This window comes from Bacillus sp. FSL R5-0659, from assembly GCF_038008785.1.
Lineage (GTDB): Bacteria > Bacillota > Bacilli > Bacillales > Bacillaceae > Bacillus > Bacillus safensis.
In genome coordinates, this window is sequence record NZ_JBBOZU010000001.1 from 1,382,171 (window position 1) to 1,395,798 (window position 13,628).

The 13,628-nt window shown below is 40.0% G+C and carries 17 protein-coding genes; 12 read left to right on the forward strand and 5 right to left on the reverse strand.

Annotated features, from left to right (window positions below; all coding sequences use genetic code 11):
• The first annotated feature begins 48 nt into the window (after nucleotides 1–48).
• The 6 genes from NSQ72_RS06995 (at nucleotide 49) to NSQ72_RS07020 (ending at nucleotide 4,278) form a co-directional block, all read left to right on the forward strand.
• Complete coding sequence (locus NSQ72_RS06995; RefSeq protein ID WP_039178243.1) at nucleotides 49–237, forward strand: hypothetical protein; 189 nt, start codon at nucleotides 49–51, stop codon at nucleotides 235–237.
• A gap of 133 nt (nucleotides 238–370) precedes the next feature.
• Nucleotides 371–1,177: an inositol monophosphatase family protein gene (locus NSQ72_RS07000; RefSeq protein ID WP_039178252.1), complete on the forward strand. Its 807-nt coding sequence runs from the start codon at nucleotides 371–373 to the stop codon at nucleotides 1,175–1,177.
• 111 nt (nucleotides 1,178–1,288) lie between these two features.
• The gene (locus NSQ72_RS07005) at nucleotides 1,289–3,214 is read left to right on the forward strand and encodes a hypothetical protein (RefSeq protein ID WP_341083657.1); all 1,926 of its coding nucleotides are present in this window, start codon (nucleotides 1,289–1,291) and stop codon (nucleotides 3,212–3,214) included.
• A complete protein-coding gene (locus NSQ72_RS07010; RefSeq protein WP_058837754.1) occupies nucleotides 3,204–3,467 on the forward strand; it encodes a hypothetical protein in 264 nt (87 codons plus the stop codon). The genes NSQ72_RS07005 and NSQ72_RS07010 overlap by 11 nt, the downstream gene beginning before the upstream one ends.
• Entirely contained in the window at nucleotides 3,467–3,985 is a 519-nt protein-coding gene (locus NSQ72_RS07015) for a sigma-70 family RNA polymerase sigma factor (RefSeq protein ID WP_039183084.1), read from the forward strand. Before NSQ72_RS07010 ends, NSQ72_RS07015 begins: the two co-directional genes overlap by 1 nt.
• Nucleotides 3,982–4,278 carry an anti-sigma factor family protein gene (locus NSQ72_RS07020; protein WP_341083658.1) on the forward strand — a complete coding sequence of 99 codons (297 nt, stop codon included), beginning with the start codon at nucleotides 3,982–3,984 and terminating at the stop codon, nucleotides 4,276–4,278. The genes NSQ72_RS07015 and NSQ72_RS07020 overlap by 4 nt, the downstream gene beginning before the upstream one ends.
• Before the next feature lie 42 nt (nucleotides 4,279–4,320).
• Here NSQ72_RS07020 and NSQ72_RS07025 read toward each other — a convergent pair whose 3' ends face one another.
• Nucleotides 4,321–4,956, reverse strand: a complete 636-nt coding sequence (locus NSQ72_RS07025) for a hypothetical protein (RefSeq protein ID WP_024424766.1) — start codon at nucleotides 4,954–4,956, stop codon at nucleotides 4,321–4,323.
• A gap of 268 nt (nucleotides 4,957–5,224) precedes the next feature.
• Complete coding sequence (locus tag NSQ72_RS07030; RefSeq protein WP_024426900.1) at nucleotides 5,225–5,404, reverse strand: DUF5325 family protein; 180 nt, start codon at nucleotides 5,402–5,404, stop codon at nucleotides 5,225–5,227.
• A 113-nt stretch (nucleotides 5,405–5,517) separates the two neighbouring features.
• Here NSQ72_RS07030 and typA point away from each other — a divergent pair, with 113 nt between their 5' ends.
• Together typA and NSQ72_RS07040 are read left to right on the forward strand one after the other, a co-directional pair.
• Nucleotides 5,518–7,356 carry a translational GTPase TypA gene (gene typA, locus NSQ72_RS07035; RefSeq protein ID WP_341083659.1) on the forward strand — a complete coding sequence of 613 codons (1,839 nt, stop codon included), beginning with the start codon at nucleotides 5,518–5,520 and terminating at the stop codon, nucleotides 7,354–7,356.
• Nucleotides 7,357–7,452: 96 nt separating this feature from the next.
• Nucleotides 7,453–7,734, forward strand: a complete 282-nt coding sequence (locus tag NSQ72_RS07040) for a YlaH-like family protein (RefSeq protein ID WP_044334035.1) — start codon at nucleotides 7,453–7,455, stop codon at nucleotides 7,732–7,734.
• A 31-nt stretch (nucleotides 7,735–7,765) separates the two neighbouring features.
• On the opposite strand, the gene NSQ72_RS07045 is transcribed toward NSQ72_RS07040, so the two are convergent.
• Both NSQ72_RS07045 and NSQ72_RS07050 read right to left on the reverse strand, forming a co-directional pair.
• Complete coding sequence (locus NSQ72_RS07045) at nucleotides 7,766–7,996, reverse strand: YlaI family protein (protein ID WP_024424769.1); 231 nt, start codon at nucleotides 7,994–7,996, stop codon at nucleotides 7,766–7,768.
• Between the two features lie 102 nt (nucleotides 7,997–8,098).
• Nucleotides 8,099–8,716, reverse strand: a complete 618-nt coding sequence (locus tag NSQ72_RS07050; protein WP_268474422.1) for a YhcN/YlaJ family sporulation lipoprotein — start codon at nucleotides 8,714–8,716, stop codon at nucleotides 8,099–8,101.
• Nucleotides 8,717–8,856: 140 nt separating this feature from the next.
• Between NSQ72_RS07050 and NSQ72_RS07055 the strand changes: the two genes are divergently transcribed.
• Complete coding sequence (locus NSQ72_RS07055; protein WP_039178271.1) at nucleotides 8,857–10,179, forward strand: PhoH family protein; 1,323 nt, start codon at nucleotides 8,857–8,859, stop codon at nucleotides 10,177–10,179.
• Nucleotides 10,180–10,194: 15 nt separating this feature from the next.
• Here NSQ72_RS07055 and NSQ72_RS07060 read toward each other — a convergent pair whose 3' ends face one another.
• Nucleotides 10,195–10,677, reverse strand: coding sequence for a peptidyl-prolyl cis-trans isomerase (locus NSQ72_RS07060; protein WP_341083663.1), 483 nt, complete (start codon nucleotides 10,675–10,677; stop codon nucleotides 10,195–10,197).
• Between the two features lie 120 nt (nucleotides 10,678–10,797).
• Between NSQ72_RS07060 and glsA the strand changes: the two genes are divergently transcribed.
• The 3 genes from glsA (at nucleotide 10,798) to ftsW (ending at nucleotide 13,552) form a co-directional block, all read left to right on the forward strand.
• Complete coding sequence (gene glsA / locus NSQ72_RS07065; protein WP_341083664.1) at nucleotides 10,798–11,727, forward strand: glutaminase A; 930 nt, start codon at nucleotides 10,798–10,800, stop codon at nucleotides 11,725–11,727.
• Nucleotides 11,728–11,849: 122 nt separating this feature from the next.
• Entirely contained in the window at nucleotides 11,850–12,131 is a 282-nt protein-coding gene (locus NSQ72_RS07070) for a YlaN family protein (protein ID WP_003212509.1), read from the forward strand.
• 209 nt (nucleotides 12,132–12,340) lie between these two features.
• The gene (gene ftsW / locus NSQ72_RS07075; RefSeq protein ID WP_039178273.1) at nucleotides 12,341–13,552 is read left to right on the forward strand and encodes a putative lipid II flippase FtsW; all 1,212 of its coding nucleotides are present in this window, start codon (nucleotides 12,341–12,343) and stop codon (nucleotides 13,550–13,552) included.
• Nucleotides 13,553–13,628 lie beyond the last annotated feature (76 nt).

The following is a 13,628-nucleotide window of genomic DNA, read 5'->3' on the forward strand; positions in this document are numbered from 1 at the left end:
ATGAAAACTGACAAGGAATGAATCATTCTCTGGAAGGGGCGTTGACCAATGAAGCAAATCGTGAAGCAGGGGTATAGGCAGGAGAAGAAGAATCGCATCGCTGTGTGGAGATTAGAGGTTGATTATGAGCTTTCTACGCTTCATGAAGCCATCGAGCATAAAGATGACATCCAAATCGAACGCAGCAAACGAAAGCTTGAGCGCCTAAGAAAAGAATGGGAGCAGCTTCAAGGGTAAAACAGCGTGAGGTAAAAACGAACCAATTCATCGGTTCGTTTTTGTATGAAGCTGCTTTTTTCTTGCTTTTACGTACATAATATCAGTATGCTATTACAAATAGGTCCTACATAGAAAAGAGGTTTACAATCTGATGACAAACTGGGTGGAAATTGACCGTCTTGCAAAGCTCTGGGTAAAAGAAGCAGGGAGCCGTATTAAAGCGTCCATGCAGGAAGGTCTATCAATTGAAACAAAATCAAATCCAAATGATCTTGTCACGAATATCGATAAAGAAACAGAGCGTTTTTTTATTGAAAAAATACAGTCGACATTTTCAGACCATCACATTTTAGGAGAAGAGGGACAAGGGGAAGAGGTGACCTCACTCGATGGGATTGTGTGGATTATTGATCCGATCGATGGCACAATGAACTTTGTCCATCAAAAACGCAACTTTGCCATTTCAATCGGGATATTTGAAAATGGTGTTGGGAAAATCGGTCTTATTTATGACGTTATTCATGACGAGCTCTACCATGCCATCAAAGGAGAAGGAGCTTATATGAACGATACCCTGCTCCCTCGATTAAAAGATGTGGAAATTGAAAAAGCCATTGTGGGGATTAATCCGACATGGGCGATCGAAAGCCCTTATTTTGACGCCAAACCATTTGCCCGTCTTGTGCGTGATGTGAGAGGGACACGAACGATTGGATCCGCTGCCCTTGAGCTTGCTTATATTGCAAGCGGCAGAAGTGACGCATATGTCACGTTAAGGCTTGCGCCATGGGATTATGCAGCGGGCTGCGTACTGCTTGATGAAGTAGGGGCTGTTTACTCAAATATTCACGGAGAGCGTCTTACGTTCCTAGATAAAAACAGCATAGTCGCCGGAAATCGATCCATTTGTGAAAAAATCTTGCATGATTACATAAAAGGAAGCGGAAATAAAAAATAATCGGAATCACTTCATGAGAATGAAGTGATTTTTTGTTTTTCCTGAAACTTTTTGGTAAGGCGAATGTCTATACGAATGAGGCCTTAATTTTATGTAAAGGATTGTGTATCAATGTTTGATTTGTTTAGTGATTTATCGCTCCATTTTGAAAGGTATTTTATTTTAAATGAGTATAGTATCCGCATCATTCAATGGTGTGTACTTGGACTATTTGTTCTTTTCATGACACTTCCGCTATGGAAAGAAAAGAAGAGTGGTTATGTATTTTATGCTGGAATCGTATTAAGAGTTGTTCTGCTTGGCGGAATAACAGTTGAAATGATCCACCAAGTCCTAGCTAGACAGTATACGATCGAAACATTTGAAGTGCTGACAGATTTCATGCAATTTCTCATTTATGGGTATGTTTTGCTTGCATCACTGTACTATGTGATTACTCTTCCTTATTTAAAAAATAAAGGCATGTTTTTTGCTTTTGATTTATCTGTATTACTTCTGCCTTTATGTCAAACCGTGTTTATTGTGTTTGCTGAAAGCAAAAAGTTCTTTCTTAGCGGTGATATGGGGCTAGTATGGAGAGATCTGATCACCATTTTGGTTATGGCTGGCTTTGCCGCTTTAGTACTGCATCTTTTCTTTCGCTTGTTTTGGCACTGGAAGTGGAAGGGATTGCTGTTGTTCTATGGCCTAATTTTTGCAGCCCTGCTTTATATTTTTTATCCTTCTATTTCGAAGTATGAACTTCAATCTACATTTAAATCGATTGTCATTTTAGGGGCAGCAGCAGGAAGCTTTATGACGATTTATTTGTTATCTGCTTTACTGCGGGACAAAGTGAGATTAAGGCAGTGGGGCGCTGGTTGTATAGCTGTCTTTTTTCTGCTATTACTCAATCCGATTATTAATATCCCTCATACCATGTTCCAATTCACCAAAACGGAATTGGTAGATACTTTCTCGGAAGAATATCGCCCTTTATCAGCAGCAAGTGCAAAAGCATTCGCTTCAAAGTTTGTACCGGAGAATCAATCGCTGTATTTAAATGCTAGTCATCAGCCTATCCCTTATCATTACGTGTTTGCAGATGATCAGTATGAAGTGAATATTTCTCCGTTTACAGGTGAATTAAGCGAATATTCTTATCGAGGTCGTGTAGAGGGAAAGGAACTGACCGATAAAGAATATAGGCAAAAGACCATTGAATTTTTCGAAAGAAGCGGAAGGTCAATAGATCTCAATCGCATTCAATTGACTGTACAAAAAGAGGATGGAGAGACGAACGTTCTTCTTCTGCCAAAAATGTCTCAGATTGAAGAGGACAGTTTAGCGTCTGCCACCTGGGAAAAAGGGACGCTTCGACAAGCGCAATACGTAAACGCCATCTTTCAATTAAAGGATATTGACGGAATCCATTTAACAGAAACGGAGATAAAAAACAGGATCAACAGTATTTATAAACATTTAAACCTCAAGCCGCCAGCTTATCAAATCACAGGCATTGATGAATTTTATTTTGATTGGCAGCATGAAGTGAGGGTCACAACAAAAGATCAATCGGAGTTTCTGTTTAATGGCTCATTAAATGAAGTCATCAGCTTCAAGCTGTCAAAAGCGTTTCTTCAACAGAAAAAAGGGAACGTCAGCGATGAAGATTTGTTAAAGATCATAGGGAAAACACCAAAAGACATAAGGAAAGAAATAGGCACTAGTGAAAGTAAACAATATACATTTAAACGCTCCTCTCATGTCGTCAATCTGTTTAAAGGGGATGATGGAATTGAGTTGAGAGTGCAAGTTGCTTCTTCTATCCCGCACGCAGTATCTAATCAAGATCGTGAGGACGTCTATCAGCAAGTACTTAAAAGGTATAAACCATATACGATCTATAAAAAGCAAATAAAACCTGTGAGAATGATCGACAAAGAAGGGAACATCGACATTTCATGGCTTGTCATCATACAAACCTTCGGATCAAATGAGCATAAAATCTATGAAGTGAATGGACGAACAAAAGAGGTGCATCGTTTTGACAGATAAAGAAAAACAAGCCATCTTTCAAGACTTATATGAACTGTATCAAGAAGGGGATCTGGGAGACGAGGCAGCTAGCTGGATGAAGGCACACGAACAGCAATTTCAGCATGCGGTCACGGGTGAAAAGCAGCCCTCAGCGCCGATGGAAGGTCAGAAGGACTATGACGAGTTAAAACGCATGAAAGGGTTTATTTACTCGTTATACTTCTTTTTTATCGTTTTATCGATTTGGATGACTGTGTGGTTTTATTTTTGATGTCCAGACCAGCAGAGCAAATTGAAAAAATCTATCAAGAATATTTTCAGGAAATCACTAAATATTTATATCGCCGGACGGGAAATATGGAAACAGCCAAGGACCTTGCACAGGACGTATTTATGAAGGCACTGCATGGGTTGTCCTCCTTTAAGGGACATTCAAGTATGAAAACATGGCTTTATACCATTGCGTATCACACATTTGTGAATGATTATCGCCGAAAAGTAAAATGGACTTTTACGAACGTAGAGGAAATGGATTTCTTAGAGCAGCAGTCGTTCACGACACCAGAAGATCACATTGAAAAACAAGCTGATATAGAAAGGCTGTGGCATCATATTTATCAGCTAAAGGATTCCTACCGGGAGGTCCTCATTTTAAGAGATATTCAAGAATTGTCATATGAAGAAGTAGCAGAAATTTTGAATTGGACTTTATCTAAAGTCAAAACAACCCTTCATCGAGCCAGATTAGAGCTGAAGCGAATGCTACATTGTGAGGAGTTCAATAAATGAGCTGTTATTTGATTGAAGAATTGTTACCACTTTATATAGAGGGGGACACAAGTGCAGAAACAAATAAAATTGTTGAAGAGCACTTACAATCCTGCGAGAGCTGCCAACACCTTTATCACGAAATGAAAGAGCCAATCCCCCTTATACAGACTCCTGATCTCATGCCATATATAGATGAAAAGGAAGAAAGAAGAAAATTTGAAAAGCGCTACTATGGCAAGCTGTTATATCGAGCAAGTATCGCATTTGGTATAGGATACGCCATGATGATCATTCTTTATTGGCTGAAATAAAAAACCCCCATCTGGATAAACCAGGTGGGGGTTTTTCTGAGCTTAGCTTAATTTTTCTTTCGCAATTTGAACTGCATCATAGAACGTTTTTAATTGCTCTTGAGGAATTTTCTTAAGCATTTGGTTGAAAACAAGTAATTCAGTAGAGCTGAATCCAAGACCTTTTGCGATTTTTGAATCAATCACAACGTTTCCTTTTTTGTCTAGAACAAGGGCATCACCAGCAAGATCAGCAATTCTGATCACTGATTTGAAAAGCTTTTCGAATTTAGCCGCTTCTTCTTTTGTAAGACCAAGTTCAACAGCTTTTGCTGCATCAAAAACCAATTTCCCTTTTTCGTTTTTAGTGATGCTTTCACTGAAAACGATTGTAAGAACAGCTGCGCGATCTAAGAATTTCTCAGCAGTCGCCGCTTCTTCTTCAGTTAGTCCGAGCTCAACAGCTTTTTTCACATCAAATGTGTAGTTGTTGTCTTCCTCAACAAATGAATTGATGAGAATGTTGATGACACGCTCGTTTTTCTCCAATAATTCTTTAATGATTTGCTGCTGTTCAAAAGGAATGCCTTTGAAAGTTGCAGCGCTTGCTTGCCCAGGAGCTACTGTTGTGAAAGTAAGAATAATAGCTAAAGCGAAAAATACAACAGAGCTGAGCGATTTGCTCAAAAACTTCTTCATGCTTCTTTTCTCTCCCTTTTCTGTTAAATTTTGTTGCAAGAAAAGCATACCATGAGAAACTTTGTGGAAGAATAGGGAAATTGTAACTTTATGTTTGATTTTGGAGAACTATAAAAGTTCTTGTCGAAAAATGGAGGGGTTCAGATTGCTTATTTTTGTCAATCCTTCAAGATACGTTTCGTCTGATGAATGGAGCTTTCATAGGTGAATTGTCTTGTTTTTACTCAAAATAAAAAGCCTTCTACATGTAGAAGGCTTTTACCTAATTTTATGATTGCACGTTTAATTTTCTTTTTAATGTAAATCCTGTACCCATGAAAATCATGGCGAATACAATGCTTAGACATATGCCCAGTATGTTTTTTTCTGCAAGAGTTACCCCAATAAACGCCATACTGACAACTGCAAGTAATGCACATAATAATAGAAGCCATTTGATTTGTTTCATATGTCCCCATCCCTTTTTTTAGAGTTAATATAAGTTTACAGAAAAACGATCGGCATTTAAAGGGGATTGTGATATAATATGAAAGTTATCTAATTATTTTAGGAGATGAAAATGTGAAACTTCGAAAAGACCTTCGCAACATCGCAATTATTGCCCACGTTGACCATGGTAAAACGACGCTTGTTGACCAATTGCTCCATCAAGCTGGTACTTTCCGTGCGAATGAAAATATCGCTGAGAGAGCCATGGATTCAAATGATTTAGAGCGAGAGCGCGGTATTACGATTTTAGCTAAAAATACTGCGATAAATTATAAAGATACACGCATTAATATTTTAGATACACCAGGACACGCCGATTTCGGTGGTGAAGTTGAGCGTATCATGAAAATGGTAGATGGTGTACTCCTTGTTGTGGATGCTTATGAAGGCTGTATGCCTCAAACACGCTTTGTGCTGAAAAAAGCACTTGAGCAAAACTTAACACCAATCGTTGTCGTCAATAAAATTGACCGCGACTTTGCTCGTCCGGCTGAAGTAGTCGATGAAGTGATTGACTTGTTCATTGAATTGGATGCAACAGAAGAACAGCTTGAGTTCCCAGTTGTCTATGCATCAGCAATCAATGGTACAGCAAGTAACGATGCGAGCAAGCAAGATGAAAACATGGAATCTTTGTTTGAAGCTATTGTGAACCATATTCCTTGCCCGGTTGATAACCATGAAGAGCCGCTTCAATTCCAAGTGGCGCTACTTGATTACAATGATTATGTTGGCAGAATTGGAATTGGCCGTGTATTCAGAGGAACAATGCAAGTAGGACAGCAGGTAGCCTTGATGAAAGTCGACGGCACTGTGAAACAATTCCGTGTAACAAAGATCTTTGGTTTCCAAGGGTTAAAACGAGTGGAAATCAACGAAGCGAAAGCGGGAGATCTTGTCGCTGTATCTGGAATGGAAGACATCAACGTAGGTGAAACGGTTTGTCCGGTAGAACACCAAGAGGCACTTCCAATCCTTCGTATTGATGAGCCGACACTTCAAATGAAGTTTGTTGTAAACAATAGCCCATTTGCAGGCCGTGAAGGAAAATACGTGACATCACGTAAAATCGAAGAGCGCTTAGAGCAGCAACTTCAAACAGACGTCAGTCTTCGTGTGGATCCAACTGATTCACCTGATGCTTGGGTTGTTTCTGGACGCGGAGAGCTGCACTTATCCATTCTCATTGAGAATATGAGACGTGAAGGATTTGAATTACAAGTATCGAAGCCAGAAGTTATTGTAAAAGAAGTTGATGGTGTTCGATGTGAGCCTGTAGAGCGCGTTCAAATTGATGTACCAGAAGAGCATACTGGCTCTGTTATGGAATCAATGGGTGCAAGAAAAGGTGAAATGATTGACATGATCAACAATGGTAACGGTCAAGTTCGCCTGATCTTTACAGTGCCATCACGTGGTTTAATTGGATATACAACTGAATTTCTTTCATTAACTCGTGGTTTTGGTATTTTGAACCATACGTTTGACAGCTACCAGCCAATGCAGTCTGGTCAAGTCGGCGGACGCCGTCAAGGTGTACTTGTTTCAATGGAAACAGGTAAAGCGACTGCTTACGGAATCCAAGGTGTTGAAGAGCGCGGTGTGATCTTCGTTGAGCCAGGTACTGAAGTATACCAAGGGATGATTGTTGGGGAGCATAACCGTGAGAACGACCTTGTTGTAAACGTAAGCCGTATGAAACAACAAACAAACGTACGTTCAGCGACGAAAGATCAAACGGTTAGTATGAAAAAACCTCGTATTATGTCACTTGAGGAATCTCTTGAGTACTTGAATGAAGACGAATACTGTGAGGTTACTCCTGAATCCATTCGTCTTAGAAAGAAAATTTTAGACAAAAACGAACGTGAGAGAGCAGCGAAGAAGAAAAAGCTAGCAGGATTATCTTAATTCCATGAAGAATTAAAAAGATAGAACCCTGAATGATAAGGGGAGGGAATCTTTTTGAATGATCAGGAAGTAAGTGAAAATCTATCTTTTTTCGCGATGCTGTTTCGTGTCGATGAAAATCCGCAAACAGGGATGTGGCTTCTATATGGCACCATCCTTGTTTTAGCGATTATTGTTTTTAAGCTCGGCTTTGCAAGACGTTTACCGATTTTAAAAGCGCTCGTGATTTACTTGTTTTTGATTTTTGGCTGCACGTTTCTCACATTTCTAGGAATCTTCCTGCCAGTAGCGGAAGGCCTTGTTGTGGCAGCTGCCATTTTGATTATTTATAAAATACGGCTGCATCGTGCGAAAAAAGAAGGAACAGTCAATACGTAAAAAAAGACCTGAACATGTGTCAGGTCTTTTTTTATGTCTTTTGTTCTTTCTTTCCTTTTTTCTTCTTTTTCTCTTTTGTCGCAGGATCCTGATAAAGAGAGAATCTGCCGGTTTTGATGCGAGCTTCTGTCTTTATTTTAATGCGTTCTTGACAGTCATCGCACATATATGTATGAATTGGCCGGTTTCTTAACCGTTTCGCAACGAGTGTATCATCATCAATGGTTTCAAGCTTTTCACATAATGAGCACTTCACTCTCATCATTTTCACCTCACTTTATTGCATTTATTATAGCATGTTTTCCAGCCACTTAAAATCAGCGTAGAAAAAGGCTTATATCACAGGAGATATAAGCCGTTCTCATTATTTCTTCTGATTCATATGATGATTTGATTGGTCGTTTTGATTTTTTTCTAACTGTTTTTGATCTTGTTCTTTGAGCTGATTATTCGGATCATTTGTCGGATCCTTTTCGTTACGGTCGATCTCATTTTTCGGCATCTCTGGCATCACGCGGCCGACAATGGCAGCCAGTTCATCCATAATACCGCTTACAGGACGGCCTGCTTGAATTTCTTTGCCCATTTCTTTTAAACGGCTGACTGTATCCGGATCAGCAACCACAACAGCATTTGCACCTTCCGGGTCATTTCTCAGCGCTTTTGCAACTGAATATTTAATGGTTTCTACTTTGCTTCTATCTAAATCATCTTTTACATCAATACCAACAACAGCATATCGGCCGATGACGATTGCTGTTGCATCATTGACATCTGCTACGTGCTCTGTCACATTGACAAGATGCTGCGCAACATCTGTGGATGGGCGGGCTTGATCTGTCTTTTTCTTCGATGAGTCTGATACCCGTACTAAGTGCTGGCGTCCATCTTGCTTGTTCAGCGCCTCTGGCTTTTCCTGCTGCTGGCAAGCGCCTAACAGAATGATCGTTTGAATCATGAATAATGTTAAAAATAGTCGCATCTAAATTCCCTCCTTCACAAACTGCATGATTTATTTTATTGTTGAATTAACCTTCTAACTTTATTCATGAAAACATATATTTTAACAATCGTTTTGGGAAAGACAAGGATGAATGAAACCCCGATCAGGAGGCGAAGGACCTGAGTAAAATTTATGTATTAGACACAAATGTGTTATTACAGGATCCGAATTCAATCTTTTCATTTGAAGACAACGAGGTCGTCATTCCGGCCGTTGTGTTAGAAGAAGTAGACTCGAAAAAGAGATACATGGACGAGGTTGGGCAAAACGCTCGGCGCGTCTCACGTTTAATCGACGGTTTGAGATCGAAAGGGAAACTGCATGAAAAAATTACGCTAGAGTCAAAAGGAACGCTGCGCATCGAGCTGAATCATCGCTCTTTCCATGAACTTCAAGAAATTTTTATTGAAAAAACGAACGATAATCGGATTTTGGCTGTCGCGAAAAATTTGAGCTTAGAGGAAGAAACAAAGCCTCACGGCCGGCCAGTTATTTTGGTCAGTAAAGATGTCTTAGTCCGGGTAAAGGCAGATGCTATAGGCCTCCAAGCTGAAGACTTCTTAAGTGACCGTGTGCTGCAAAACGAAGACATTGATAACGGCTATCATGAGCTCTATATTCCGACGGAGCAATTGAATACATTTTATAAACAAAGCCAATTGCCGATAAAAGAAGTCACGAGTGTACCATTAAACCCTCATCAGTTTGTCATTATGAAGGGGAATGAAGGCGGCTCTGCTTTAGGAATGCTTGATCAAAAAGCAGAGAATGTGAAACGGCTCATTTATGATCAAGAGCATGTTTGGGGAATTCGTCCGAAAAATGTTCAGCAGACGATGGCACTAGAACTGCTATTGCGCCGTGATATTCCGCTCGTGACATTGATCGGAAAAGCGGGAACTGGTAAAACACTCCTTGCGCTGGCTGCCGGATTAATGCAGACAGAGGATCTCGGCATGTTTAAAAAACTGATCGTAGCCCGTTCAATTGTTCCTGTCGGCAAGGACTTAGGCTACTTGCCAGGTGAAAAGGAAGAGAAACTCAGACCATGGATGCAGCCGATCTATGACAATTTAGAATTTTTATTTAATACAAAAAAACCTGGTGAACTTGATGCGATTTTGGCGGGAATTGGTTCGATTCAAGTGGAAGCTTTAACGTATATCCGCGGAAGAAGTATCCCTGATCAATTTATTATCATTGATGAGGCGCAGAATTTAACGAAACACGAGGTGAAAACATTATTAACGCGAGTCGGAGAGGGAAGTAAAATTGTGCTGATGGGAGACCCAGAGCAGATCGATCATCCTTATTTAGACAGCTTAAATAATGGGCTTACGTATGTCATTGAGCGGTTCAAAGGACAGCAAATATCTGGACATGTCAAGCTTGTCAAAGGAGAAAGGTCTGGACTTGCACAGCTTGCAGCTGATTTGCTATAGTCCAGACCCTCTGTCTTATGTAATGATGAGCTCTTTGACACCTTTTATCGGCTGAGTGAGGTTGGACTGATCCGCGAAATAAACGTGGATTGGTCCTTCTTCAGTCATAGGCTTCCCATTTTGGCTGAAGTGTGCAATGCTTTCCATTGCCTGAGAAAGCGGAACAGCAATTGTCCCTGTATCTGTGACAAATTCGCATGTGTCTGCATGTTCAAACGGTTCTGCATTTTTCAGCATATCACCAAGCTTCATTCCGAAGCTGCCTGTGACGAGTCTTTCCTTTTCATACTTCTTCTCTGTTTTTAAAGTGGGTGGAAGTGTTTGCCCTTCTCTGATCACCCGCTCTTGGTCAAGCTCCTGATCCAGCTGACTTTCTTCGATTGCTGTACTTTTTTCAAAAAATGAATCCATTAAAAATTTACGGTCATCAAAAATCCATACACTTGGATCAATGGTGATCTTGTACTTTACGTTCCCCTTAATTTGAATGATGCTCATGTTCAAGACAACCCCTTTCCACCATAAATTATAGAAGTTTTCGCCTGCTTTGTCACTTTCATAAACATGCATCTCCTTGTACACACTAATCTTACATGAAAGATAGGGAGGATATTGGGCATGGCATGTCGCGACAATGAAGAGCTTCAGCGATTTGTAGAAGAAGCAAAAAAAGTGGCCAAAGATGGCAAAGTAGCATCCTATATTCCCGCTCTCGCCAAAGCGGATCAGACGGATTTATCTGTGGCTGTGTATCATGTGAGTAATACTTGCCACTCGGCAGGAGATGTAGATAAACGCTTTACCCTGCAAAGTATTTCAAAAGTATTAGCACTTGCGCTCGTACTCTCAGAAGAAGGGCCAAAAAAAGTTTTTCAATTTGTTGGACAAGAGCCTACAGGTGACCCGTTTAATTCAATGATTAAGCTGGAAACAGCAAGTCCAAATAAGCCGCTGAATCCAATGATTAATGCAGGAGCGCTTGCAGTCACAAGCTTAATAAGAGGCGCGACGCCACAAGATCAGCTAAACCGCCTGCTTGGCTTTATTAGAGAGCTTGCAAATGACCAAAGCATTACATACTGCAAGGAAACAGCCGCATCCGAATTCGAGACATCTATGATTAACCGGGCAATGTGCTATTATATGAAGCAATATCATATTATTAGAGGGAACGTAGAAGAGGTCATGGACGTGTATACGAAACAATGTGCCATCATGATGAACAGCTTAGATTTGGCGAAAATTGCTTGTGTTTTTTCATTAGATGGCAGACATCCAGAGACGGGGCAGCAAATTCTTTCAAAAGATGTCGCTAGAATTTGTAAAACCTTTATGGTGACGTGCGGCATGTACAATGCAAGCGGGGAATTCGCCATTAATATCGGCATACCAGCTAAAAGCGGTGTTTCAGGCGGGATTATGGGAGCGGCTCCATATGATTTTGGGATCGGAATTTTTGGTCCTGCACTGGATGAAAAAGGGAATAGTATTGCTGGGATTAAGCTGCTTGAGCTCATGAGTGAAAAATATGAGATGAGTATCTTTTAATGATGAATGTCTTCTTTTTATTTTTACAAAGCGAACTGTACAAATCTGCTTGCAATTTTGGGCGTTTCGCTTTATGATAAATAGAAGAATTAGGTACTCGCCTGGGGAACGGAGGGATACTTTTGGCGTCAGAAATTTTAGTCGATCATCGGCAAAAAGCACTGGCTTTATTAAAATTGGATGCAGATAAAATTTTAAAATTGATCCAAGTGCAAATGGACAACTTAACGATGCCGCAATGTCCTCTTTATGAAGAGGTTTTAGATACTCAAATGTTCGGATTATCGAGAGAAATTGATTTCGCTGTCCGGCTTGGATTAGTTGATCAACATGAAGGTAAGAAACTACTCGATAAACTTGAGAGAGAGCTTTCCGCACTTCATGATGCGTTCACAAAAAAATAACGATTGAAAACTCAAACTTCCACAACTAAGTTTGAGTTTTTTTGTCCTCTATTTTCTTTTGATGGATTGACGGCAAACGGACTTGATTCTTTCATGAATGACGAACAATATAAAAGAGGTAAAACGGGATCAAACGGAGAAAATGTAGTAGAATAAGAACAGCTAAGAAGATATCAAGCAGTAGAAACAGACGTTAGGAAGAGGATTATATGTTAAAGAGAATGCTAAAATCGTATGACTACTCATTATTGTTCGCCATTATCTTAATCAGCGCATTCGGTTTGGTTATGGTGTATAGCTCAAGTATGATTACATCTGTTATCAGATACGATGCCGCGCCAGATAACTTTTTTAAGAAACAGCTCTTATTTATGATTGTTGGAGCAGCCATCTTGATCTTTACAGCATTAGTTCCATATCAGCTGTTTTCAAATAAGAAATTCCAGATTGGTATGCTGCTGCTTTCAGTTTTTTCCCTCATCTATGTATATTTTGGCGGTCATATTGCAGGGAACGCAAGAAGCTGGATCAAATTAGGACCTTTTAGTCTTCAGCCAGCTGAATTTGTGAAGATTGTCGTCATCATCTATCTTGCTGCGGTGTATGCCAAAAAGCAGCATTATATTGATCATATTTTAAGAGGTGTTACGCCTCCGATCGTGATTGTCTCTATCCTGTGCGGATTTATCATTTTGCAGCCAGACTATGGGACAGCCTTTATCATTGGCATGATTGCCCTTGCGATGATTTTATGCTCAGGTTTTAGCGGCAAAACGCTAGCGAAGCTGCTCGCGCTATTTAGTGCAGTAATGGTCGTCGTGACCCCATTTATTATTCTTTTTTGGGATAAAATTTTCACGCAAAATCGTCTCGGACGTTTTGAGAGTTTCCAAGATCCATTTAAAGATGCAGGGGCTACTGGGCATCAATTGATTAATTCATATTATGCCATTGGATCAGGCGGCTTTTTTGGACTCGGTCTAGGAGAAAGCGTTCAAAAGTACGGATATCTGCCAGAACCGCACACAGACTTTATCATGGCAATTATCTCAGAAGAGCTTGGTTTTTTCGGCGTGTTTTTCGTTATCGCTCTTCTTGGTTTCATCGTCGTGAAAGGTTTTTATATTGCGAGAAAGTGTGAAGATCCGTTTGGAAGTTTGCTTGCAATAGGAATTTCCTCCATGATTGCGATCCAAACTTGTATCAATTTAGGCGGCGTTTCAGGTCTTATTCCAATCACTGGGGTGACACTTCCGTTTATCAGCTACGGGGGATCGTCCATCATTTTACTTAGCATCTGTATGGGCATGCTGCTGAATATCAGCATGTTTACTGAATATAAAGAGCGTTATAAAAAGAAAAAATCAATGAGCAAACCATCGGTTGAAAAAAATGGATTGCAGAAAACTTTGAATCTTTAGAAAACAAAAGTGTACAGTTTTCATTTCTTCCTTTATTATAGAGTACATATAAAATTTTAAGGGATATGGAGGAGTG